Consider the following 21,893-nt stretch of genomic DNA (forward strand, 5'->3'; position numbering starts at 1 on the left):
CGGCCTCACTTTGGGGAAACATCAGAAGCCTTCCAGCACCAGCTTGCCGATGGTCTGTCCGCTCTCCAGCATGGCGTGGGCGCGGCGCAGGTTGGCCGCGTCGATCCGGCCGAGGTTCTCCCCAAGGGTGGTCCGCAGCCGGCCTGCATCGACCAGCCTTGCCACCTCGTTGAGCAAGAGATACTGCTCGATCATGTCCGGCGTGCCGAACATCGAGCGGGTGAACATGAACTCCCACACAAAGGTGGCGCTCTTGCTCTTCAGGTCGCCCACGGCCAGAGGACCACTGTTCTCCACGATCGAACAGATCTTGCCTTGCGGCGCAATCGCGGCCGCCATGGCAGCAAAGTGGCGGTCCGTGTCGTTAAAACACAGGATGTAGTCGACTTCGGCAAACCCGAGCTTGCGCAACTGGGCCAGCATGTCGCCGCGGTGATCGATGGTGTGGTCGGCACCCAGCTCGCGGCACCAGGCAGCCGATTCTGGCCGCGACGCGGTGGCGATGACCGTCAGCCCCGCCAGCGTCTTGGCCAGCTGGATGCCGATGGAGCCCACGCCCCCTGCCCCGCCGATGACCAGGACGGAGCGCCCGGCATGCTCGCCCTGCGGCGAGACACCCAGGCGATCGAACAAGGCCTCCCACGCCGTAATGGCGGTCAGCGGCAACGCGGCGGCTTGGGCAAAATCGAGCGATGCGGGCTTATGGCCGACGATGCGCTCATCCACCAGGTGAAACTCGCTGTTGGCGCCCGGCCGCGTAATGCTGCCCGCGTAGAAAACCGGATCACCCACCTTGAACAGCGTAACCTCGGGGCCTACCGCCGCCACCGTGCCAGCCGCATCCCATCCAAGCACGCGCACGGCGGGCTCGACCTTGTCCTTGGGCGCGCGCACCTTGGCATCCACGGGATTGACCGAGATAGCCGCCACCTTGACCAGCAGGTCGCGGCCTTCGGGCACTGGGGTGGCGATCTCGACGTCGACCAGGGATTGCGGGTCGTCGATCGGCAGGTAACGGGTCAGGCCAACGGCTTTCATTGCGGGTTCCATCAAGTCAATCAAGCAGGTTCTGCGGCACGGGATTGCGCCATGACCACAGCGTAGCCCCGTTGCCCCACATTGATTAGCCGGAAAATACAGCAATCAATTTCCCGATATTCCGGAAGATCTAGTCACTCCCCTTACTGGATGCCCGCCGCCAGGATCTGCCCGCCCCCAAAGCTGGACTGCCGCGGCACCTCTCCGCCCAGCGTAATGCGGATCGCGCAGTACTTGAACTCCGGGATCTTGCCAAAGGGGTCCAGCGCCGCGTTCGTCAGCTTGTTGATGGCGGCCTCGTAATAGCAGAACGGCACGAACACCGCGCCGCGCGGCGTGCCGTCGTCCACCCGGGCAAACAGCGATACCTCGCCCCGCCGCGATGCGAGCGTCACCACGTCGCCCGGCTGGCCACCGATGGCGGCGAGGTCGAGCGGATGCACCAGTGCCACCGGCTCCGGTTCGATGGCATCCAGCACGCCCGCGCGCCGGGTCATGCTGCCGGTATGCCAGTGCTCGAGTTGCCGGCCGGTGATCAGCACGACCGGATATTCCTGGTCGGGCCGCTCGGCGGCGGGAATGATGTCGGCCGGAACGAAGCGGGCCCGGCCCGAAGCCGTCGGAAACGCGTCCGTAAAGATCACAGGCTCGCCCGGGTCGCCTTCGGCGCGGCAGGGATAGGTCACCGCGTCCTCCCGCTGCAAGCGCTCCCAGGTAATGCCGCCGATGCTGGGCATGGCATGGCGCATCTCGTCGAACACCTCGGCCACGCTAGCGTAAGACCAGTCCAGCCCCAGCCTGGCGGCCATCTGCTGGATGATCCACAGGTCCTGGCGCGCTTGCCCGGGCGGATCGATCGCCTGGCGGCCAAGCTGCACCGTGCGGTCCGTGTTGGTAAAGGTGCCGGTCTTCTCCGGGAACGCCGACGCCGGCAGCACCACGTCGGCGAGGTAGGCGGTCTCCGTCAGGAAGATGTCCTGCACCACCAGGTGGTCCAGCGCCGCCAGCGCCTCGCGCGCATGCTGGGCATCGGGGTCCGACATGGCCGGGTTCTCGCCCATGATGTACATGCCGCGCACTTCGCCCCGCTCGATGGCCTGCATCACTTCGACCACGGTCAGCCCCGGCTGGCGATCAAGCGGCATGCCCCACAGCGACTCGAACCGCGCAATGGCCTCGGGATCGTCGACACGGTGGTAGTCCGGATACATCATCGGGATCAGGCCGGCATCGGAAGCACCCTGCACGTTGTTCTGGCCACGCAGCGGATGCAACCCCGTGCCCGGCCGGCCGATCTGCCCCGTCATCAGCGCCAGCGCGATCAGGCAGCGGGCATTGTCGGTGCCGTGGATATGTTGGGAGATTCCCATGCCCCAGAGGATCATCGAGGCTTTGGAGCTGGCATACAGCCGCGCCACATAGCGGATGGTGTCAGCATCAATGCCGCAAACCGGCGCCATCAGCTCCGGGCTGTAGGCCGCCACATTGCGCTGCAGATCCTCATAGCCGATGGTGCGGCTGGCGATGAAATCCTGATCGACCAGTCCTTCGGCCACGATCACATGCATCATGGCGTTGAGGAGCGCCACATCGGTATCGGCCTGGAACTGCAGGAAGCGATGGGCGAAGCGCGCCAGGTCAGAGCGGCGCGGATCGGCCACGATCAGCTTGGTGCCGTTCTTTACCGCGTTCTTGATCCAGGTCGCCGCCACCGGATGGTTCACCGTTGGATTGGCGCCGATCACGATCACCACCTCCGCGCGCGCCACATCCATCACCGGATTGGAAACCGCGCCCGAGCCGATGCCTTCGAGCAGCGCCGCCACCGACGACGCGTGGCAAAGCCGCGTGCAATGGTCCACGTTATTGCTGCCGAAGCCGGTGCGCACGAGCTTTTGAAACAAGTAGGCCTCTTCGTTGCTCCCCTTGGCGGAGCCGAATCCGGCCAGCGCGCGCTTGCCGTACGTGTCGCGAATGGCCGAAAAGTTGGTGCCCGCGAGCGCAAGGGCCTCTTCCCAGCTGGCTTCGCGGAACACGTCCATCACGCGCGCGGGATCCATCACGAATTCGCCGCGCTTGGACGCGCCTTCGCGCCGCACCAGCGGCACCGTAAGCCGGTGCGGGTGCTGGGCGTAATCGAAGCCGTAGCGGCCCTTCACGCACAGGCGCTTCTGGTTGGCCGGCCCATCACGCCCTTCGACGAACTGGATGCGGTTGTCCTTGACGTTGTAGGTAAGCTGGCAGCCCACCCCACAGTACGGGCAGACCGATTCCACCTGGCGATCCGGCACCGGCAACGCGGCGTCGCGCGCCGGCATCAGCGCACCTGTGGGGCAGGCCTGCACGCACTCGCCGCAGGCAACGCAGGTGGAGGCGCCCATCGGGTCGGCCATGTCGAACACGATCGCGGCCTGGTCGCCGCGAAAGGCCAGGCCGATCACATCGTTGACCTGCTCCTCGCGGCACGCGCGCACGCAGCGGGTGCACTGGATGCAGGCATCGAGATTGACGGCGATGGCCGGATGGGACAAATCGGCCGGCACGGCGGCGCGCGGCGCAAAGCGCGGCTTGCCGATGCCCAGCCGGGCGGACCACTGGTCCAGCTCATTGTTGCGCGTGTAATGCGCCTCGGGCATATCGGACTGCAGCAGCTCCAGCACCATGCGCTGCGAGCGCAGCGCGCGCTCGGAGGCGGTCTCCACCTCCATGCCCTGCGCAGGGTAACGGCAGCACGACGGCGCCAGCACGCGCTCGCCCTTGATCTCCACCATGCAGGCGCGGCAGTTGCCGGCGGTATCCAGGCCGTCCTTGTAGCACAGGTGCGGGATGTCGAACCCCTCGCGCTGCGCCACCTTGAGCAAGCTCTCGCCAGGCCCGGCGCACACGTCCCGGCCATTCAGGCGGAACGTCACCGTGGTGTCCAAGGAGGCCTCCACTTGCGCGCGCTCGGCGCGGGTCAGTGCATTCATATCGTCCTCGCGGCTCAGGCCAGTTCCTGGGGAAAGTACTTGATCACGCAATCCACCGGGTTGGGCGCGGCCTGTCCCAGCCCGCAGATCGACGCGTCGCGCATCACCGCCGACAGGTCCGCCAGCGCGGCGAGGTCCCATTTCGGCTGCGCGATCACGTCCAGTGCCTTGGCCGTGCCCACACGGCATGGTGTGCATTGTCCACAGGATTCATGCTTGAAGAAGTGCATCAGGTTGCGCGCCACGGCCACCGCACTGTCCTGCTCCGAGAACACCACGATGGCGGCCGAGCCGATAAAGCAGCCGTAGGGCTGCAGCGTATCGAAATCCAGCGGAATATCGCCCAGGGACGCCGGCAGGATGCCTCCCGAAGCGCCGCCCGGGAGGTAGCCATAGAAGCGATGGCCGTCCTGCATGCCGCCGCAGTATTCCTCGATCAGCTCACTCACGGTGATCCCCGCCGGCGCCAGGTGCACGCCGGGCAGCTTCACGCGCCCCGACACCGAAAAGGAGCGCAGCCCGTGCCGGCCATGGCGTCCCTGCGCGGCGAACCAGCCCGCGCCTTTCTCAAGGATCTCGCGGACCCAGTAAAGGGTTTCGAAGTTGTGCTCCAGTGTGGGCCGGCCGAACAAGCCAACCTGGGCCACATAGGGCGGGCGCAGCCTGGGCATGCCGCGCTTGCCTTCGATCGATTCGATCATGGCGGACTCTTCGCCGCAGATGTACGCGCCGGCGCCGCGCCGCATCTGGATTTCAGGCAGCCCTGGCATGGGCGGGTCGGCATGCAGGCGGCGCAGCGCTTCGCCAAGCACCGCGCGGCATCCGGCGTATTCGTCGCGCAGGTAGATGTAGATCGCGCTGACCTGGGTCACCGCGGCGGCGATCAACATGCCTTCCAGGAAGCGATGCGGATCGCGCTCCAGGTAGACGCGATCCTTGAAGGTGCCGGGCTCGCCCTCATCCAGGTTGACTGCCATCAGGCGCGGGGCCGGCTCGGCCATCACGATCCGCCATTTGCGCCCGGTGGGGAAACCCGCGCCGCCCAGGCCGCGCAAGCCGGAATCCTCCATCGTGCGCAGCACGGATTCTGTATCGCGCTCGCCCGAGGCCACTGCGCGCAGCAACTGATACCCCCCTTGCGCGCGATACTCGTCATAACCCAGATGCGCTTCGGCCGCATGGCGCACCGCGCGGGCGGCCACCGTGTCCACTACGCTTTGCACGCTCGCAAAATCCACCGGGTTCTGCCCGACCAGCGCGGCGGGCGCACGCTCGCACCGGCCGATGCAGGGCGCTGCCACCACCTTGACTTCGCTGCCCAGCAGGGCCGGCAGCCGGGCGAGCAGGTCGCGCGCCCCACCCAGCTCGCAGGCGATGCCTTCGCACACCCGTACCGTCACCGCGGCCGGCGGCTGGATGGAGCCGTGCGCATCCTCGCGCACGACATCGAAATGATGGTAGAAAGTGGCGACCTCATAGACCTCCGCCATCGACAGCCCCATCTCCTGCGCCAACGCCACGAGGTGCGGGATCGCCAGCTGGCCGTAGTGGTCGTTGATGGCATGCAGGTGCTCGATCAGCAGGTCTAGCCGGCGCGGGGCGTCGCCCAGCACGGCCTGGACTTCGGCCAATGCTGCCGGCTCGGGCTGCCGCCCCTTTGGCTGGCGGCGCTTGCGCGCCTTGCCGATATCCTGGACCGCGATGGGAATGACGACCTGGTTCATGGCAATCTCGAAATGCTGTCTCTTGTGGGTGCCGAATGGCAACGGGGCAAGCGCTTTACGTGCTTGCCCGCCGCCCTGGTTTTATCTTGCACTGCCCGCCGTCTCGCCAAGTTCCGCGGGCATCACGGGGAGGCCTTCGCCTTCGATCATATCCCTATTCCCTCGATGCACTGGCCGCGCTGACCCACGCCGGCAAGCGCCTCAGGTCAGGTCCTCCGGCACCGCACGATATCCCATCGGCGCGGTGGTATTGGCATGCACATACTTCTTGGCGTGGGCTTCGCGCATGGGCTTGAGCACGAACAGAGCCAGGAAGGCGGACAAACCAGCCATGCCGGAGGCAAGCATGAAGACCGCGTGCCAGTCGCCGGTGGCGGCAGTGATGACGCTGGAAAACGGCACCAGCAGCGCGGCCGTGCCCTTGGCGGTGTACAACAGGCCAGCATTGGTGGCAGCGAACTTGGGCCCGAAGGTGTCGCCGCAGGTTGCCGGGAACAGGCTGTAGATCTCCCCCCAGGCGAAGAACACGGCACCGGTCAGCACCACGAAAGCAACGGGATCCTGCCCGTATTTAGCCAGCAGCAGAATGCCCACCGCCTCGATCGCAAAGGCCAGGAACATCGTGTTCTCACGGCCGATATTGTCCGAGATCCAGCCAAAGAAGGGGCGCGTCAGCCCATTGAGCACGCGGTCGATGGTGAGGGCGAAGGTCAGCGCAGGCAACGTCAGGCCGAGCAGCGAAACCGGCACGCCATCGAGGCCGAAATCCTTGGCGATCGGGCCCAGCTGGGCGGTAGCCATCAGGCCGCCGGCCGCCATCATCACGAACATCGCGTACATCACCCAGAAGATCGGCGAAGACAGGACCTGGCGCGGCGACGCGTTGTAGGCAGCGGTCTTGACCGCGGACGTGACCTGGTTCAGCACCTTGGCCGAAGGCGGATAGAGCGCCATGCCCAGGAAGAAGACGATCAGGCCCTGGCCCAGGCCGAACCACAGGAAAGTGGCTTCGTAGCCGCTGGTCTTGATCATGTTGGCAATCGGCACCACGGTCAGCGCCGAGCCCGCGCCAAAGCCGGCGGCGGTGATGCCTGCCGCCAGCCCGCGCCGGTTGGGGAACCACTTCAGCGCATTGCCCACGCAGGTGCCATACACCGCGCCCGCCCCCACTCCGCCCACCGCTGCGGCGAAATAAAGCATCGGCAGCGACGAGGCCACGGAGTTCAAGGCCCAGGCAATCGCGCACAGCAGGCCGCCACCCACCACGACCGGGCGCGGGCCGTACTTGTCCACGAGGTAGCCTTCAATCGGCACCAGCCAGGTTTCGGTGACGACGAAGATGGTGAACGCCACCTGGATCGCCGTGCGGCCCCAGTGGTACTTGTCGTCGATCGGGTTGACGAACAGCGTCCAGCCGTATTGCATGTTGGCGATCATTGCCATGCAGATCACGCCAAAAACGAGCTGAACCCAGGGTGAGGCGAAGCGTGACTCGGGCGCGTTTTGCTGATGTTCCATGGTGTCTCCTTATGGCGGGCGGGGCCGCCTTATGTGGAAAGGGCGTCTTTGGACACCTCTTTTGGGAAGGCACTTCTTGTGCTGCATCCCAGATACTGCCGTCGTTTCAGTGCTATACAGTATGTGATATATCAATATAGTCAAGACGCTTTTAGCCCACTTGGCGAACCCTGAAACTGGCTGGAAACGGCGACGGCGATGCACCGGAAAGCGCCACGGAGGTTACTCGTGCGCCACGCGCATCAAAGCACGCGACCGTCGCAAGCCGGCCTGCTGAAGGATCAATGACTTAGGGCGTTGCGCCTCATCAATGGCGCGCGCGAACAGGCGGCTATCGGGATGCAAGACCGGGTGCGGGGAGCTTGCTGGCGCAGCGCCTCAAAGACGATCCTCGGGAAAGTCCCTAGATAAAGTCAGGCGGGACAGCGGATCAATGTACTGAATGTCTGGCCCTTCAGGACAGAAGAGCGAAGGGGTCACGCATGCCGAGTGCGAACTGCAGAACTGCAGAACGGCGAAAGGCGCCCGGGAAGGGTTGAACAAGCAAACGCTGTATCAAACCAAAGTCAAGGCAAAGGAATATGCCAGGGCAAGGCCCCTACCCCCGCGTAGCGGCAGCGATTGGCAGCCGGGCGGCCCGCCAATCGCACCACGCGAGCATCAGGCGCGGGCCAGTTGGGATTGCGCGTTGACGCCGAACGAAGCCGGGCTGGCGCGCCCAATGCCGGCGGTTTCCTGCGACGCGCCGAGGCCGGCAAAGCGGCCATGCTCCTGGGCACGGGCCAGCACGGGGGTCGGCACACGGGTGGCAATCAGGAAAGTAACGCCAACGCCGAGGGCAATCAGACCAAAGGCGAGACCGAGAAGAAGAGCGCTGTCCATCAGAAAACTCCAGTAAGGATGGTGAGTAGGAGTTTTCATTATATGCTGCGGTGCACTATGTGTAAATATCCTGTATGTGATATATCACGAAAAATTGGCGGTTTACGCAACACCGCTTGCGCTACCCCACACGCGCCAGCAACGTCTGCTCATGCTCCATGCCTCGCAGCACATCCCAGATGGCAGCTGCGTTGGGTTTGAGCGAACGGCTCTTGCGCCGTACCAGCATCACCGAGGATGTGACCTGTGGCCGCAATGGCCGCATCACGGCAGCGGGAATCAGCCCGCCCGCCTGGGCACGCGACGGCACGATGCCGATGCCCAGCCCCAGCGCCACCATGCCGAAGATCGCTGCGAAGTGGCCAAGCACCTGCAGCGAGCCTGCGCGCACGTGATACACCCCAAAGGCCTGTTCCACCGCTGGCTGGATGCCCGAGTGCTGGTCCAGCATCAGCACATTGGCATCGTTAAGGTCGCCCCACCCTACCGCCTCGCGCGTGGCCAGCGGATGCTGCGACGGCAGCACGGCATGGAACGGATCGACGCAGAGGGCCTCGCAGTAGAGGTCGTCCCCGGCCGCCGGGTTTGTCGCGATGCCGAAGTCCACCTCACCGCTGCGCACGCACTGCAACACGGCCTCATGCGAGCGGTCTTTCACGCAGATGCCGATGCCCGGCCAGGCCGCGCGGCAACCCGCAAGCCAGCCCGGCAGCGACATCGACGACAGCACCGGATCGGAAGCGATCTGCACCGCGCCTTGGCACGGCCTGGCCGCGCCGTGGCTCTCGCGCAGCGTCTGCTCGACTTCCTCGATCAGGTGGCAGATGCGCTGCGACAGATGCTCGCCGGCGTCGGTGAGCTCGACCTGGCGCGTGGTGCGGTCAAACAGCCGCTGGTCGATCTCGTCCTCCAGCTCGCGCACGCTGCGGCTGATGGCGGACTGCGTCAGCCCGAGCTCGGCCGCGGCGCGGGTAAAGCTCTTCTGTCGCGCGACAGCCGCGAACGCCTTGAGCTGGGGAAGCGAAATATTCATGATCACCCCTTCTGTATGCATTGGGCGCGGCGAACGGCTTGGCCATTCCCCGCGCTGCGCATCGTGATAGACATCGGGCCCGGATTCGCGTCACGCTATCCGGGCCCGGCTGGTGATTCAGTCGCTCTTGCGGGGGGAGAGTCCCGCCAGGTACGCCGCGTGATCAGTTGCCGGCACCAGGGACTCGGCATGCCCGGTGATAAACCGTCGTCGCATCGGGGCCAGCACGAACTTGGCGGACAACCCGGCCGCGATGGTCACGATCGCCGCTACCGTAAACACGGCATCCCATCCGCCACGCGCTGACAAGATCGAGGCCAGTGGCACCAGCATCGCCGCCGTGCCCTTGGCCGTGTAGAGCGTGCCGGCGTTGGCCGCGGCGAACTTGCTGCCGAAGGTATCGGCGCACAGCGCGGGGAAGATCGAGAAAATCTCGCCCCAGAACAGGAACGTCAGCGCCGCGAACGTCATGAACAGATAGGGGTTATGCCCGAACTCCATCAGGCCGAGCAGCGACAGCCCCTCGCCAATGAAGATGAAGAACATGGTGTTTTCCCGGCCGATGCGGTCCGAGATAAAACCGCACAGCGGCCGCGTAAGACCGTTGCACAGGTTATCGATCGACAGCGTCATGGTGAGCAGCGGCAGCGTGAACCCCAGCATCGTCACCGGCATCGACGCAAAGCCGAAGTCCCGTGCAATCGGTCCCAGTTGCGCCGTGGCCATGATGCCGCCGGCGGCTACCGCCACGAACGAGGCGTAAATGACCCAGAAGACTGGCGTCTTCACCATCCGGCCCGGCGTGAACTCGATTGGATTGATCAGCACCTTCTTGGCCGCCACGGCGCCGACAGGCGGACGCGGCTTGACCAGCAGCAAGGCCATCAGCAGGATGCAAACGCCTTGCAGGATGCCGAAGGTGATAAAGGCTTGCTCGTAGCCAGCACGCTGGATCATGTTGGCGATGGGGATCACGGTGAGCGCCGAGCCCGCGCCGAAACCGGCGGCGGTCAGCCCGGCAGCCAGGCCGCGCTTGTCCGGGAACCACTTGAGCGCATTGCCAACGCAGGTGCCATACACGCCGCCCGCGCCGATGCCGGCAATCACCGCCGCCAGGTACAGCTGCGGCAAGCTGGTCGCATACGCATTGATGACCCAGGCCAGCCCCGCGCACACCGCGCCGCACGCCACCACCGGGCGCGGCCCGATCTTGTCGACCAGCCAGCCTTCAAGCGGCACCAGCCAGGTCTCGGTCACGATGAAAATGGAAAAGGCTACCTGGATGGCCGACTCGCCCCAGTGGTGCTTGGCATTCATCGGGGTAACGAATAATGTCCAGCCGTATTGCAGATTGGCTACCAGCCCCATGCAGACCACACCGATCGCTAGCTGGAACCAGCGGTTGTGAAGCCAGCCAAAACGGCTTGTGGCGGCTGTCGCCGAATTGTCGTACGCCATGTCGTGTCTCCTACATAGTGCGTGTCGCGCTCTGTGACGCGACGGGTAGGCTTCTCTGGGAGGGGGAGCCCTTGGTCACTACCTGATTGAGCGCGCCTGACATTGCGGCACGTGCATCCGTGGACTGATGCTAGTTCAAACTAAGTTCAGCAAAGCATAAAGTTTTTTATTATGATCATTTACGATCCTTTATATATTGGACGGACGAGTGCATGAAGAACGCCACGCTGCGCCAGCTGAAGGTTTTCGAGACGGTCGCCCGGCACCTGAGCTTTTCCCGCGCGGCGGAAGAGCTACACCTGACGCAGCCCGCCGTGTCGACGCAGGTGCGCCAGCTCGAGGGCCACGTTGGCCTGCCGCTGTTCGAGCAGCTGGGCAAGAAGATCTACCTCACGCCGGCCGGCATCGAGATGCTGCATTACAGCCGCAGCATCATGCAGCAATTCCGCGAAGCGGAAGACGCGATGTCGCAGCTCAAGGGCATCTCCGGCGGAAGGCTCAATGTGGCCGTCATCAGCGCCGGCGATTACTTCTTCCCGCGGCTTCTCGCGGAATTCATGCAGCGCCATGACGGCGTAACGCTCAACCTCGCAGTGCACAATCGCGAGGAATTGCTGCACCAGCTCGCGGGCAATCTGACCGACCTGGCGGTGATGGTTCGGCCACCCGAGGGCATGGACACCATCAGCGAATCCTTCGCGCCCCACCCTTATGTCATCGTTGCCGCGCCCAACCACCGGCTGGTGGGCGAGCGCAACATCCCGCTGGCGGCGCTGGCCGACGAAGCCTTCGTCGCGCGCGAGAAAGGCTCCGACACCTGGAACTCCATGCAGGAAGGCTTTGCCGGGCGGCTGTCCAACCTGCGCATTGCCATGGAAATCAAGAGCACCGAGACCATCAAGCAAGCGGTGATCGCCAATATGGGCATCGCCTTCCTGTCGGCCCACACCGTCGGGCTGGAACTGCAGACGGGCAATCTTGCCGTCCTGGATATCGAGGGCTTCCCCGTCATGCTCAACTGGTACGTGGTGCATCGCAAGAACAAGCGCCTGCCGCCGGTGGCGCTTGCCTTCAAGCAGTTCCTCATGGAAGAAGGCGCCACCCTGATCCAGCGCATCACCGGCGTGGACAACCTGATTAAACATAAACGATAGGTTATGGTTATTGACTTAAACTTTAATTATCGTTAATTGATCGGCAAACCTATCCTCGTCTCAGGCCCAACTTTCACTGAGCGCCCGAGGAGTCCGATCATGAACCAGGTCCAGTTCGAAACCCGCACCAGTTCCCATGCCGACACCGCTGCCAGCGCACCGCGCGGCGTCGACGAGTCGCAGCTCGCTGCTTACAACGCCGCGTTCTCCGAACTCGGCCTGCGCTTTCGCTGGGACAACGAGATGTTCGCCTGGCTGTGCGGCATCGAATGCGAGCAGAGCCGCATCGCGCGCTATATCGAGCAGTACCACGCACACTTGCTCAAGGCCTATGACGCCAACTTCCTTAGTCGCCTGATCCTCGACAAGAAAGCCGATTACCTGCGTGCCATGGCGCATCGGGCCAACTGAGCACCCGATCGCCTTTCCCCGGCGGGCCTGCGCCACGCACCAAAATGGCGCCGAAAGTGCGCCACCGCACTTTTCATCGGCGCCAGGCTCGCTAATGTCTGCCTACCAATCAAGGAGAAGGAGGCAGCCATGGGGTCACAGTCGATGTTCGGCGCCGACGCGCCGGTCGGCACGCTCGCGCAGCAGCGCGAAGGGGCCTTCGCCACCACCTGCGATTTGCCAATGCAGAATTGCCCGATCGAGCCCACCTGGATCCGTACTGGGGCCCCGCAATCGCGGGCCGCGCAGCACTCCCGCGCGATCGACGGCCTGGCGTCCACCAATGTGTGGGAATGCACGGGTGGCACATTCGAGTGGTACTACGGCTGGGAAGAGACCGTGCTGATCCTGGAAGGCCAGGTCAGGGTCACCAGCGCAAGCGGGCGCGTGCATGTGCTGCGGGCCGGCGACATCGGCTATTTCCCTGCCAACACGACCTGGTTCTGGGAGGTCGACGGCTATGTGCGCAAGGTGGCGTTCTGCCGCAAGCAGGTCCCGGTCACGCTGCGCTTTGCCACCCGCGTGCTGGCACGGCTGAACTTCACCAACCGCGCCGGCGAGGCCTGCGGTGCCGCCACGGCCGTGCTGCGCCGCGCGTTGGCGCGGCTTGGCCTGCGCGATACGTCCGCCCTTACCCTGCTGATGACCCTGCCGCTTTGACGCGGAAAAGGCAAGCGCCGGTGCGAACCGGCACTTGCCTTGCTGGATCCTTGCTGGATGCCAGCGTCCGGCCTAGCCGCGCATGTGGTTGACCAGCGAGCCGATGCCCTCGATCGTGACCTCGACCACGGCCCCGTCTTTCATCGAGCCGACGCCAATCGACGTGCCGCAGGCGATCACATCGCCCGGCATCAGCGTGAGATCTTGCGAGAGCAAGCTGACCTGCTGCTCAGGCGAGAAGATCAGGTCGGACAGCGGATAGTTTTGCCGCTGTGCCCCGTCGAGCCGCGTCACCACGCTGGCGGCGCGCCAGTCGAACTCCGTGACGATCGTGGGGCCCAGGCAACCGAAGGTATCGAAGCCCTTGGCGCGGCACCACTGCGGAAAGTTCGGGTCCTCGGCGATCAGCTCGCCGGCGGTGACGTCGTTGACCACGGTGTAGCCGAAGATATGCGCCGCGGCATCCTCCGGCGCCACGTTGCGGCAGCGGCGGCCGATCACGATGCCAAGCTCGCCCTCGTAGACGATCTTGCCGCTGTAGCTACGGGGCCGCAGGATGGCGTCGCCTGGCCCCGCCAGCGAGCTCGCCGGCTTGATCAGGAACAGCGGATGCGCCGGCACCGGCTTTTCCAGCTTGCGCGCCAGCGCATGGAAGTTGTTCCATAGCGCCACGATCTTGCCCGGCTCGCAGGGGCTCAGCAGCCGCAGGCCCTCGCGCGGCAGGGTCGCGCCGGTAGGCTCCGGCCGCGCGTGGCCGGGGCCGTCGTACTCGATGACATGATCGCCCTCGATCCGGCCGAAGCCGACCTCGCCGTCACCGGTCTGGAAGCGAATCCACGTTTGCATCGCAAACTCCTTTGGCGGGCGCGGCAAGGAGCCCCGCGTCCGCGCGTGTGCCGCATTGTCGGAATTCGGGCCCGCGCATGCACGCATGGCGGGCCCGGCTTTACTGCTTGGCTTTACTGCTTGGCATTAAGCTCGGATCTTGCCGGCGCCTCGGGCCCACTTGTACTTGGCGCCCAGCACCGCGACCGGGATCTCGGTCGAGTACGCGTAGGACGGCACGCCGTGCTCGTACAGGTATTCGGCAGCCTCCTCCACCTGCACGTCGCCCGCCAGCGAGGCCACGATCGGTTTCTCGATGCCACGCGCCGCCATCTCCTCCTTCACCTCGACCACCAGCTTGGCGAACACCATCGGCGGCGTGATGATGGTGTGCCAGTAGCCCAGGATGATGGCGTGGATGCGCGGGTCCTCCATGCCCAGGCGCAGGGTGTTCTTGTACGTGGCGGGCGGCTCGCCGCCGGTGATGTCAACCGGATTGCCCGCCGCGCCAAACGGCGGGATGAACTTGCGGAAGGCCGCATCCAGGTCGTCCGGCATGGTCATCAGCGACAGGCTGTTGTCCACGCAAGCGTCCGACAGCAACACACCCGAGCCGCCGGCGCCGGTGATGATCACCACGTTCTCGCCCTTGGGCGTGGGCAGCTTGGGAATGCCGCGCGCGAACTCCAGCAGGTCGCGCAGCGAGCGGGCGCGGATCACGCCGCACTGCTTGAACACGTCCTCGTAGATCTTGTCGTTGCCGGCCAGCGCGCCGGTGTGCGAGCTGGCGGCGCGTGCGCCCATGCTGGTGCGCCCGGCCTTGAGCACCACCACCGGCTTGTTCTTCGATACGCGCCGCGCGGCCTGCGCGAAAGCCCGGCCGTCTTTCAGGTCCTCGCAGTGCTGGGCGATGATCTCGGTGTTGTCGTCCTGCTCGAAGAACGTCAGCAGATCGTCCTCATCGATGTCCGACTTGTTGCCCAGCCCGACGATGGCCGATACGCCCATCTTGGCCGAGCGCGAGAAGCCGATGATGGCCATGCCGATGCCGCCGGACTGGGACGACAGCGCGGCCTTCCCCTTGATGTCGTAGGGCGTGCAGAAGGTGGCGCAGAGGTTCTTGGGCGTGTAGTAGAAGCCGTAGATATTCGGCCCCATCAAGCGGACATCGTGCTTGCGCGCAATGGCCACGATCTCCTCCTGCCCTTCCACATTACCGGTCTCGGCAAAGCCGGAAGGAATCAGCACGGCGCCCGGAACATGCTTCTTGCCCACCTCTTCCAGCGCCCCGGCCACCAGCTTGGCGGGAATGGCGAACACCGCCACATCCACCTCGCCCGGCACATCGAGCACGCTCTTGTAGGCGGTCATGCCCATGATCTCGCCGCCCTTGGGATGGATCGGGTAGATCTTGCCCTGGTAGCCGCCGTTGATCAGGTTCTTCATCACCGAGTTGCCGATCTTGCCGTTCTCGTTCGATGCGCCGATCACGGCCACCGAATCGGGACGCATGATGCGGTTCATCTGCCTGACGATGTCTTCCTGGCTGGGGCGATAGCGCTGCGGCTGCGGCGCGAAGTCCACCACGATGCGCACGTCCGCGGCAATGGCACCGTCCCTGCTGGCGAACACCGGGTTCAGGTCCAGCTCCGAGATTTCCGGGAAATCGCTCACCAGCTCGGAGACCCGCTGGATCATGCCGGCCAGTGCTTCGCGATTGGCCGGGTCGGCGCCGCGCACGCCCTTGAGCACTTCGGCTGCGGCAATGCCATCGAGCATCGACAGCGCATCCTCCTGGCTGGCCGGGGCCATGCGGAACGTGACGTCCTTCAGCACTTCCACCAGCACGCCGCCGAGGCCAAAGGCCACCAGCTTGCCGAACGACGGATCGGTGACCGCGCCGATGATCACCTCCTGCCCGCCGGCAATCATCTGCTGCACCTGCACGCCAACGATATTGGCCTTGGCGTCGTACTTCTTCGCGTTCTCGATGATGGTCAGGTAACCGCTCTCCACATCCGCCGCGCTCTTCAGGCCCACCAGCACCCCGCCCGCCTCGGTCTTGTGCAGGATGTCGGGCGATACGATCTTGAGCACCACCGGATACCCCATCTTGTCGGCCAGCCCGACCGCACCGGTCGGCGACTTCGCCACGCCCTCGCCCGGCACCGAGATGCCATAGGCGTCGCAAACCAGCTTGCCCTCGGGCGCTGTCAGTGCATTGCGGCCGTCTTCCTTCACGGCGGCGAGGATCTTGCGCACCGCGTCCTTGTTGTGTGCCATGCCAGGTCTCCATCTGTTCATGGATTGCGTAGGGATGAGCCGGTCCGCGCCCTCGCGTGGGACGCGAGGGCGGGCGGCTGTGTGAACTCAGTCAGGGAAGTGCTTGAAGTACGCTGGGACGCTCAGGGCGTCAGACTGCCCCGGCAGCACGCAAGGCTGCGATCTGCGACGGCGTGCGGCCCAGCCAGTCGAGGATTTCCTCCGTGTGCTCGCCCAGCAGCGGCGAGCGCTCCACCTCCACGGGAGACGCAGACAGCGTGATCGGGCAGCCAAGCTGCACGTACTGGCCGCGCTCCGGGTGGTCCAGCTCCACCAGGTAGCCACGCTCGTACATCGACTTGTCCTCGATCAGGTCCTTCATCGACAGGATCGGGCCGCACGGCACATCGACCTCATTGAGCGCCTCCATCACCTCGAACTTGGTGCGCGTGCGCGTCCATTTCTCGATGATGGAGAAGCACTCTTCCAGGCATTTGAGGCGGGCCTCCGGTGTGGCGAACTGCGCATGGGTGATCAGGTCTTCCCTGCCGCACAGGCGCATCAGCGGCTCCCAGCCCTGCGGCTGGACGATCACGTAGACGTAGTCGTTGGCGCCTCCTGGGGCACAGCGCAGCGCCGCGCCGGGCTGGCCGCCGCCGGAGGCATTGCCGGCGCGCGGCACGAAATCGTCGAACGCCTGGTTGGGATACTCGCGCATCGGGCCGGCGGCCAGGCGCTGCTGGTCGCGCAGCTTGACCCGGCACAGGTTGAGCACCGAATCCTGCATGGCCACTTCCACCCGCTGCCCGCGCCCGGAATGCTCGCGATGCAGCAGCGCGGCAAGGATGCCGACCACGCAGTGGATGCCCGTGCCGGAGTCGCCGATCTGGGCGCCGGTGACCGTGGGCGCGCCATCCGCCGCGCCGGTGGTGCTGGCCGAGCCGCCCATGCACTGGGCCACGTTCTCATACGCCTTGCAATCCGCGTACGGTCCCGGGCCGAAGCCCTTGATCGATGCATAAATGAGGCGCGGGTTGAGCGTCTGCAGGCGGTCCCAGTCGAAGCCGGCGCGATCCAGCACGCCGGGGCCGAAGTTCTCCACCAGCACGTCGCAGCGCTGCACCAGGTCTTCCAGCAGCGCCTTGCCTTCCGGCGTCTTCATATTGAGCGTCAGGCTGCGCTTGTTGGAGTTGAGCATCGTGAAATAGAGGCTGTCGGCATTGGGCACATCGCGCAGCTGGCTGCGCGTGATGTCGCCGCGCCCCGGCAACTCCACCTTGATCACGTCGGCCCCCAGCCATGCCATCAGCTGGGTGGCCGAAGGGCCGGCCTGCACATGCGTCATGTCCAGGATCCGCACACCTTCGAGTGCCTTGTTCATGGTCTTGTCTCCTTGCGCCGGGGTTACTTGTACATGGTCTGGTTCTTGGTGCCCGGCGCGTACTCGCGCGGGTCCACCCAGATATTGATCACGGCGGACTTGCCGGTGCGCTGCACCGCCTCGCGCCCGCGCTGCAGCGCGCCGGCGATCTTGCCCGGGTCGCGCACTTCCTCGCCGTAGCCGCCGAGCATTTCGGCGAACTTGGAGAACGGCACGTCCGACAGCAGGTTGCCCACATTGCCGCGCTCCTCGCCGTACTTGGCAAGCTGGCCGTAGCGGATCTGGTTCATCGCCGAGTTGTTGCCGATCACCGCCAGGTAAGGCACCCCGAAACGGTTGGCGGTCTCCATGTCGAAGGCCGTCATGCCGAACGAGCCGTCGCCGTAGTAGCAGAGGATTTCCTTGTCCGGGTTGGCGAGGCCAGCGGCGATGGCAAAGCCAGTGCCGACGCCCAGCGAGCCCAGCGCGCCCGGGTCCATCCACTGCCCGGGACGGCGGGGGCGCACCGCCTGCGCGGAGATGGTCACCACGTCGCCGCCGTCGCCGATATAGACGGTGTCGTCCGACAGGAACTCGTTGAGCTCATACGCCACGCGGTAAGGATGGATCGGCGTGTTTTCCGAGCGGAACAGCGGCATCAGCTTCTCGGCCGCCACGGCCTCGGCTTCGGTCAGTTGGCCCATCCACTTCTGGCGCGCCTGGCGCTTGTCGTTCTTGATGCGCCCGCTGGCGGCCTGCAGCACCGCGCCGAGGATCGCGCCGGGGTCGCCCACCAGGCCAAGGTCGATCTCGCGGTTCTTGCCCACCGTGCGGTAGTCCATATCGATCTGCACCAGCGTCAGTTCCTTGCTGATGCGCTTGCCGTAGCCCATGCGGAAGTCGAACGGCGTGCCCACGATGATCAGCACGTCGGCATTGGCGAAAGCTTGCGTACGGGTGCGGTCGAAGTGATGCGGATCGCCCGGCGGCAGCAAGCCGCGGCTGGCGCCGTTGAAGTAGCCGGGAATATCCAGACCCTTGAGCAACGCGATGGCTTCTTCATGGCCGCGCGCGGTCCAGACCTGCTGGCCATAGAGGATGGCCGGGCGCTCGGCATTGACCAGGATGTCGGCCAGGCGCTCGATATCCCTCGGATCGCCAATCGACCTGGTGGAGGCGCGATAGTGGCCGGGGCGCGGAATCACCGCGCGCGACACATCGACTTCGCGGTCGAGCACGTCACGCGGGATTTCCAGGTAAGCCGGGCCGGGGGCGCCATTGAAGCATTCGCGCGCCGCCATCGAGATCATGTCCGCCACCCGCTCGGTGCTGGGGATGGTGGCGGCAAACTTGGTGATGGCCGACATCATGTCCACGTGCGGCAGGTCTTGCAGCGAGCCCATCTTGTGCTGGGACAGCGCGCCTTGCCCGCCGATATGGATGATCGGGCTCTCCGAGCGGAAGGCCGTCGCCACGCCGGTCACGGCATTGGTGCAGCCCGGCCCTGCGGTGGTCACCACGCAGCCCAGCTTGCCGGTCTGGCGGGCGTAGCCATCCGCCGCGTGCGCGGCAACCTGCTCATGGCGTACGTCGATGATACGGATGCCCTCGTCCACGCAGCCGTCGTAGATGTCGATGATGTGGCCGCCACACAGCGTGAAGATGGTGTCGACGCCTTCGTTCTTCAGGGCCCGCGCTACCAGGTGGCCGCCTGAAATCACGCCGGCATCGCGGGTTTTCTGCTTCAAGGTGTCTTCGGCCGTGGTGGATTCGGGCCGCGTGGGTGCGACTGCAGACATGTCTTGGTCTCCTCGTTGACTGGGTTGCGACAGGCTGTGACGCGGACCTGGCCCGTTGTCACGACACCTTTTCGCCCTTTTGCTGCTTGGCTGCCTGGCCGATGCCTGCCCTGCTTGTCACCGGTCCTGCGATGCTATCGATCCTTTTCGCGGGATCTTGATGACATACGGTATGTGATATATCAAAGAAGCTCAAGTGAAATTTGGGGGTTGGGGGAGGTGTTTCAACGATGCGATGCAGCAATCCGGCCCAAACTGGTTGGTAAATAAGCGAAATTGCTGAGTCTGCCGACATCCATTCCGATTCCTCATGGGTTGGAACTGCTCGCCACCTCACGCTGCCTGGACAGGCAAAGCGGCCTTGTTTAACGTTGATATATTACATACCATATTTCACAGCGCGTCTTGTCGGACTATCCGGTTTGGCGGCTCGCCGGCACGCGCATCACCGAGAGCGAGGAGACTGTGAACATTCACGAATATCAGGCCAAGGAATTGCTCAGGCGCTTCGACGTGGCCGTTCCACGCGGCGCCGTTGCCTTTACTCCGGAGGAAGCCGCCAGCGCGGCGCGCAAGATCGGCGGATCGACATGGGTGGTGAAATCCCAGATCCATGCCGGCGGCCGAGGCGCCGGCCGCTTTGCCGGCGACCCCGGCGGCAAGGGCGGCGTACGCGTGGTGAAGTCCGTCGACGCGGTGCGTGCGCAGGCCGAGCAGATGCTCGGCAAGGTGCTCGTCACCAAGCAGACCGGGGAAGCCGGGCGCGAGGTACGGCGTCTATATGTGGAGGAAGGCTGTGAGATTGCCCGCGAGCTTTACCTGGGCATGCTGATCGACCGCGCCACCTCCCGCATCACCCTGATGGTCTCGACTGAAGGCGGCATGGAGATCGAGGAAGTGGCAGCCCGCACGCCGGAGAAGATCCTGAAGGTGGCAATCGATCCGGCCAGCGGCATCCAGCCCTTCCACGCGCGCCGCCTGGCCTTTGGGCTGGGGCTCGCCGGCAAGCAGGTAAGCGCCGCCTCGCGCTTTATCCTGTCCGCCTATCGCGCCTTTACCGAGTTGGACGCCTCGGTAGTGGAAATCAACCCGCTGGTGGTCACGCGCGCGGGCGACGTGATTGCGCTCGACGCCAAGTTCAACTTCGACGACAACGCGCTCTATCGCCATCCGGATATCGAAGCCCTGCGCGACGAGACCGAGGAAGACCCGCTTGAGGCCGCCGCGGCCCGTCATGGGCTCAACTACGTCAAGCTCGACGGCAGCATCGGCTGCATGGTCAACGGTGCCGGGCTGGCCATGGCCACCATGGACATCATCAAGCTCTACGGCGGCGAGCCGGCCAACTTCCTCGACGTGGGTGGAGGTGCCACCAAGGAGCGCGTGACGGCGGCCTTTCGCCTGATCCTGGACGACCCCAAGGTCAAAGGCATCCTGGTGAACATCTTTGGCGGCATCATGCGCTGCGACGTGATTGCCGAAGGCGTCGTGGCCGCCGCGCGCGAGATCGACCTCATGGTGCCGCTGGTGGTCCGGCTAGAAGGCACCAACGTGGAACTCGGCAAGGCCATCCTGCGCGACTCGGGACTGCCGATCCTGTCGGCCGATCATCTTGCCGACGCTGCCGAGAAGGTGGTCAAGGCCGTGAAGGTCGCTCAAGGACACGTTCAAATCCAGGGAGGGCAATGACATGGCCGTACTGATCCATCAAGGCACCAAGGTGATCTGCCAGGGCTTTACCGGCGCGCAAGGCACCTTCCATTCCGAGCAGGCGGCGGCCTATGGCACGCGCATGGTCGGGGGCGTGACGCCCGGCAAGGGCGGGCAGACGCATCTGGGGCTGCCGGTGTTCGACACCGTGGCCGCCGCGGTAGCGCGCACCGGCGCCGACGCCTCGGTCATCTATGTGCCACCGCCCTTCGCTGCCGACGCCATCCTGGAAGCCGTGGATGCCGGCATCGGCCTGATCGTGTGCATTACCGAAGGCATCCCGGTGATCGACATGGTGCGGGTCAAGCGCGCGCTCTGCGCATCCGGCAGCCGCCTGGTCGGGCCCAACTGCCCGGGCGTGATCACCCCGGGCCAGTGCAAGATCGGCATCATGCCGGGCCATATCCACCGCCCCGGCAAGATCGGCGTGGTCTCCCGTTCCGGCACCCTCACCTATGAGGCCGTGGCGCAAACCACCGCCGCGGGGCTCGGGCAGAGCACCTGCATCGGCATTGGCGGCGATCCGGTCAATGGCACCAGTTTCATCGATTGCCTGGCGCTGTTCCTGGCGGACGATGACACCGAAGGCATCATCATGATCGGCGAGATCGGCGGCTCGGCGGAAGAGGAAGCGGCGCTGTTCCTGCAGGATGCGCGCAGCGGCGGGCGCGTCAAACCCGTGGTGGGCTTTATTGCCGGCACCACCGCCCCGCCGGGACGCCGCATGGGGCATGCGGGTGCGATCATCTCCGGGGGCATGGGTACGGCCGAGGCCAAGATCGACGCCATGCGCGCTGCGGGCATCCGGGTAGCACGCTCGCCGGCCGAGCTGGGCAAGACCATGGTGGAGGCGATGGGGGCGTAGCGGCTGATGGCCCAATAAACACGGCGGACAATGTCCGCCGTCTCAGCTTGCTGACAAAGCCGGATCTGCGCTGTCTCGCTCCCCTCTCCCGCGTGCGGGAGAGGGGCTGGGGGAGAGGGCGGGCGCTCGTTACGCCTGCGTGCTGGAAAACACCATGGGCTTCGCTTCAAGTGGCTCCTAGCGCCC

Annotated in this window: 17 protein-coding genes; 5 read left to right on the plus strand and 12 right to left on the minus strand. The window is 65.1% G+C overall.

Annotated elements, in window-relative coordinates; genetic code table 11:
- Positions 1-21: 21 nt before the first annotated feature.
- From ACYP5B_RS28955 to oxlT (ACYP5B_RS28985), 7 genes are all read right to left on the minus strand, one after another.
- Positions 22-1,038 carry a zinc-binding alcohol dehydrogenase family protein gene (locus ACYP5B_RS28955; RefSeq protein ID WP_459571972.1) on the minus strand — a complete coding sequence of 339 codons (1,017 nt, stop codon included), beginning with the start codon at positions 1,036-1,038 and terminating at the stop codon, positions 22-24.
- A 143-nt stretch (positions 1,039-1,181) separates the two neighbouring features.
- On the minus strand, positions 1,182-4,007 hold the full coding sequence (fdhF, locus tag ACYP5B_RS28960; protein ID WP_459571973.1) for a formate dehydrogenase subunit alpha: 2,826 nt from the start codon (positions 4,005-4,007) through the stop codon (positions 1,182-1,184).
- 14 nt (positions 4,008-4,021) lie between these two features.
- Positions 4,022-5,731, minus strand: coding sequence for an NADH-ubiquinone oxidoreductase-F iron-sulfur binding region domain-containing protein (locus ACYP5B_RS28965; protein ID WP_459571974.1), 1,710 nt, complete (start codon positions 5,729-5,731; stop codon positions 4,022-4,024).
- A 201-nt stretch (positions 5,732-5,932) separates the two neighbouring features.
- Positions 5,933-7,249 (minus strand): oxalate/formate MFS antiporter, encoded by a 1,317-nt coding sequence (gene oxlT / locus ACYP5B_RS28970; protein ID WP_400098006.1) that lies wholly within the window; start codon positions 7,247-7,249, stop codon positions 5,933-5,935.
- A 660-nt stretch (positions 7,250-7,909) separates the two neighbouring features.
- Entirely contained in the window at positions 7,910-8,131 is a 222-nt protein-coding gene (locus ACYP5B_RS28975) for a hypothetical protein (RefSeq protein WP_400098004.1), read from the minus strand.
- A gap of 121 nt (positions 8,132-8,252) precedes the next feature.
- Positions 8,253-9,164, minus strand: coding sequence for a LysR family transcriptional regulator (locus ACYP5B_RS28980; RefSeq protein ID WP_400098002.1), 912 nt, complete (start codon positions 9,162-9,164; stop codon positions 8,253-8,255).
- A 117-nt stretch (positions 9,165-9,281) separates the two neighbouring features.
- The gene (oxlT, locus tag ACYP5B_RS28985; RefSeq protein ID WP_400098000.1) at positions 9,282-10,622 is read right to left on the minus strand and encodes an oxalate/formate MFS antiporter; all 1,341 of its coding nucleotides are present in this window, start codon (positions 10,620-10,622) and stop codon (positions 9,282-9,284) included.
- Between the two features lie 212 nt (positions 10,623-10,834).
- On the opposite strand from oxlT (ACYP5B_RS28985), the gene ACYP5B_RS28990 reads away from it, so the two are divergent.
- From ACYP5B_RS28990 to ACYP5B_RS29000, 3 genes are all read left to right on the plus strand, one after another.
- Positions 10,835-11,776 (plus strand): LysR family transcriptional regulator, encoded by a 942-nt coding sequence (locus tag ACYP5B_RS28990; protein ID WP_318230953.1) that lies wholly within the window; start codon positions 10,835-10,837, stop codon positions 11,774-11,776.
- A gap of 99 nt (positions 11,777-11,875) precedes the next feature.
- Positions 11,876-12,187, plus strand: a complete 312-nt coding sequence (locus tag ACYP5B_RS28995; protein WP_459571975.1) for a LysR family transcriptional regulator — start codon at positions 11,876-11,878, stop codon at positions 12,185-12,187.
- Between the two features lie 129 nt (positions 12,188-12,316).
- Positions 12,317-12,886 (plus strand): cupin domain-containing protein, encoded by a 570-nt coding sequence (locus ACYP5B_RS29000; protein ID WP_459571976.1) that lies wholly within the window; start codon positions 12,317-12,319, stop codon positions 12,884-12,886.
- 72 nt (positions 12,887-12,958) lie between these two features.
- Here ACYP5B_RS29000 and ACYP5B_RS29005 read toward each other — a convergent pair whose 3' ends face one another.
- From ACYP5B_RS29005 to ACYP5B_RS29025, 5 genes are all read right to left on the minus strand, one after another.
- Positions 12,959-13,732 carry a fumarylacetoacetate hydrolase family protein gene (locus ACYP5B_RS29005; RefSeq protein WP_400097994.1) on the minus strand — a complete coding sequence of 258 codons (774 nt, stop codon included), beginning with the start codon at positions 13,730-13,732 and terminating at the stop codon, positions 12,959-12,961.
- A gap of 126 nt (positions 13,733-13,858) precedes the next feature.
- The gene (locus ACYP5B_RS29010; RefSeq protein ID WP_400097992.1) at positions 13,859-15,994 is read right to left on the minus strand and encodes an acetate--CoA ligase family protein; all 2,136 of its coding nucleotides are present in this window, start codon (positions 15,992-15,994) and stop codon (positions 13,859-13,861) included.
- A gap of 130 nt (positions 15,995-16,124) precedes the next feature.
- A complete protein-coding gene (gene frc, locus ACYP5B_RS29015) occupies positions 16,125-17,354 on the minus strand; it encodes a formyl-CoA transferase (protein WP_400097990.1) in 1,230 nt (409 codons plus the stop codon).
- A 23-nt stretch (positions 17,355-17,377) separates the two neighbouring features.
- Positions 17,378-19,132, minus strand: a complete 1,755-nt coding sequence (locus tag ACYP5B_RS29020; RefSeq protein WP_459571977.1) for a thiamine pyrophosphate-binding protein — start codon at positions 19,130-19,132, stop codon at positions 17,378-17,380.
- 58 nt (positions 19,133-19,190) lie between these two features.
- The gene (locus tag ACYP5B_RS29025) at positions 19,191-19,427 is read right to left on the minus strand and encodes a hypothetical protein (RefSeq protein WP_459571978.1); all 237 of its coding nucleotides are present in this window, start codon (positions 19,425-19,427) and stop codon (positions 19,191-19,193) included.
- A gap of 170 nt (positions 19,428-19,597) precedes the next feature.
- On the opposite strand from ACYP5B_RS29025, the gene sucC reads away from it, so the two are divergent.
- Together sucC and sucD are read left to right on the plus strand one after the other, a co-directional pair.
- The gene (gene sucC / locus ACYP5B_RS29030; protein ID WP_400097986.1) at positions 19,598-20,821 is read left to right on the plus strand and encodes an ADP-forming succinate--CoA ligase subunit beta; all 1,224 of its coding nucleotides are present in this window, start codon (positions 19,598-19,600) and stop codon (positions 20,819-20,821) included.
- 1 nt (position 20,822) lies between these two features.
- Positions 20,823-21,707, plus strand: coding sequence for a succinate--CoA ligase subunit alpha (sucD, locus tag ACYP5B_RS29035; protein ID WP_318230946.1), 885 nt, complete (start codon positions 20,823-20,825; stop codon positions 21,705-21,707).
- The last annotated feature ends 186 nt before the right edge of the window (positions 21,708-21,893 follow it).

The sequence above is a fragment of the Cupriavidus sp. 8B genome, assembly GCF_054589115.1.

Excerpts from the sequence above, each read along its gene's own strand:
- ACYP5B_RS28975 (WP_400098004.1), bottom strand. The coding sequence starts at position 8,131 with ATGGACAGCGCTCTTCTTCTCGGTCTCGCCTTTGGTCTGATTGCCCTC.
- ACYP5B_RS28955 (WP_459571972.1), bottom strand. The coding sequence starts at position 1,038 with ATGAAAGCCGTTGGCCTGACCCGTTACCTGCCGATCGACGACCCGCAA.
- oxlT (WP_400098006.1), bottom strand. The coding sequence starts at position 7,249 with ATGGAACATCAGCAAAACGCGCCCGAGTCACGCTTCGCCTCACCCTGG.
- ACYP5B_RS28995 (WP_459571975.1), top strand. The coding sequence starts at position 11,876 with ATGAACCAGGTCCAGTTCGAAACCCGCACCAGTTCCCATGCCGACACC.
- ACYP5B_RS29010 (WP_400097992.1), bottom strand. The coding sequence starts at position 15,994 with ATGGCACACAACAAGGACGCGGTGCGCAAGATCCTCGCCGCCGTGAAG.
- fdhF (WP_459571973.1), bottom strand. The coding sequence starts at position 4,007 with ATGAATGCACTGACCCGCGCCGAGCGCGCGCAAGTGGAGGCCTCCTTG.
- sucD (WP_318230946.1), top strand. The coding sequence starts at position 20,823 with ATGGCCGTACTGATCCATCAAGGCACCAAGGTGATCTGCCAGGGCTTT.
- frc (WP_400097990.1), bottom strand. The coding sequence starts at position 17,354 with ATGAACAAGGCACTCGAAGGTGTGCGGATCCTGGACATGACGCATGTG.
- ACYP5B_RS29005 (WP_400097994.1), bottom strand. The coding sequence starts at position 13,732 with ATGCAAACGTGGATTCGCTTCCAGACCGGTGACGGCGAGGTCGGCTTC.
- oxlT (WP_400098000.1), bottom strand. The coding sequence starts at position 10,622 with ATGGCGTACGACAATTCGGCGACAGCCGCCACAAGCCGTTTTGGCTGG.
- ACYP5B_RS29020 (WP_459571977.1), bottom strand. The coding sequence starts at position 19,132 with ATGTCTGCAGTCGCACCCACGCGGCCCGAATCCACCACGGCCGAAGAC.
- ACYP5B_RS29000 (WP_459571976.1), top strand. The coding sequence starts at position 12,317 with ATGGGGTCACAGTCGATGTTCGGCGCCGACGCGCCGGTCGGCACGCTC.
- ACYP5B_RS29025 (WP_459571978.1), bottom strand. The coding sequence starts at position 19,427 with ATGTCGGCAGACTCAGCAATTTCGCTTATTTACCAACCAGTTTGGGCC.
- ACYP5B_RS28990 (WP_318230953.1), top strand. The coding sequence starts at position 10,835 with ATGAAGAACGCCACGCTGCGCCAGCTGAAGGTTTTCGAGACGGTCGCC.
- ACYP5B_RS28965 (WP_459571974.1), bottom strand. The coding sequence starts at position 5,731 with ATGAACCAGGTCGTCATTCCCATCGCGGTCCAGGATATCGGCAAGGCG.
- ACYP5B_RS28980 (WP_400098002.1), bottom strand. The coding sequence starts at position 9,164 with ATGAATATTTCGCTTCCCCAGCTCAAGGCGTTCGCGGCTGTCGCGCGA.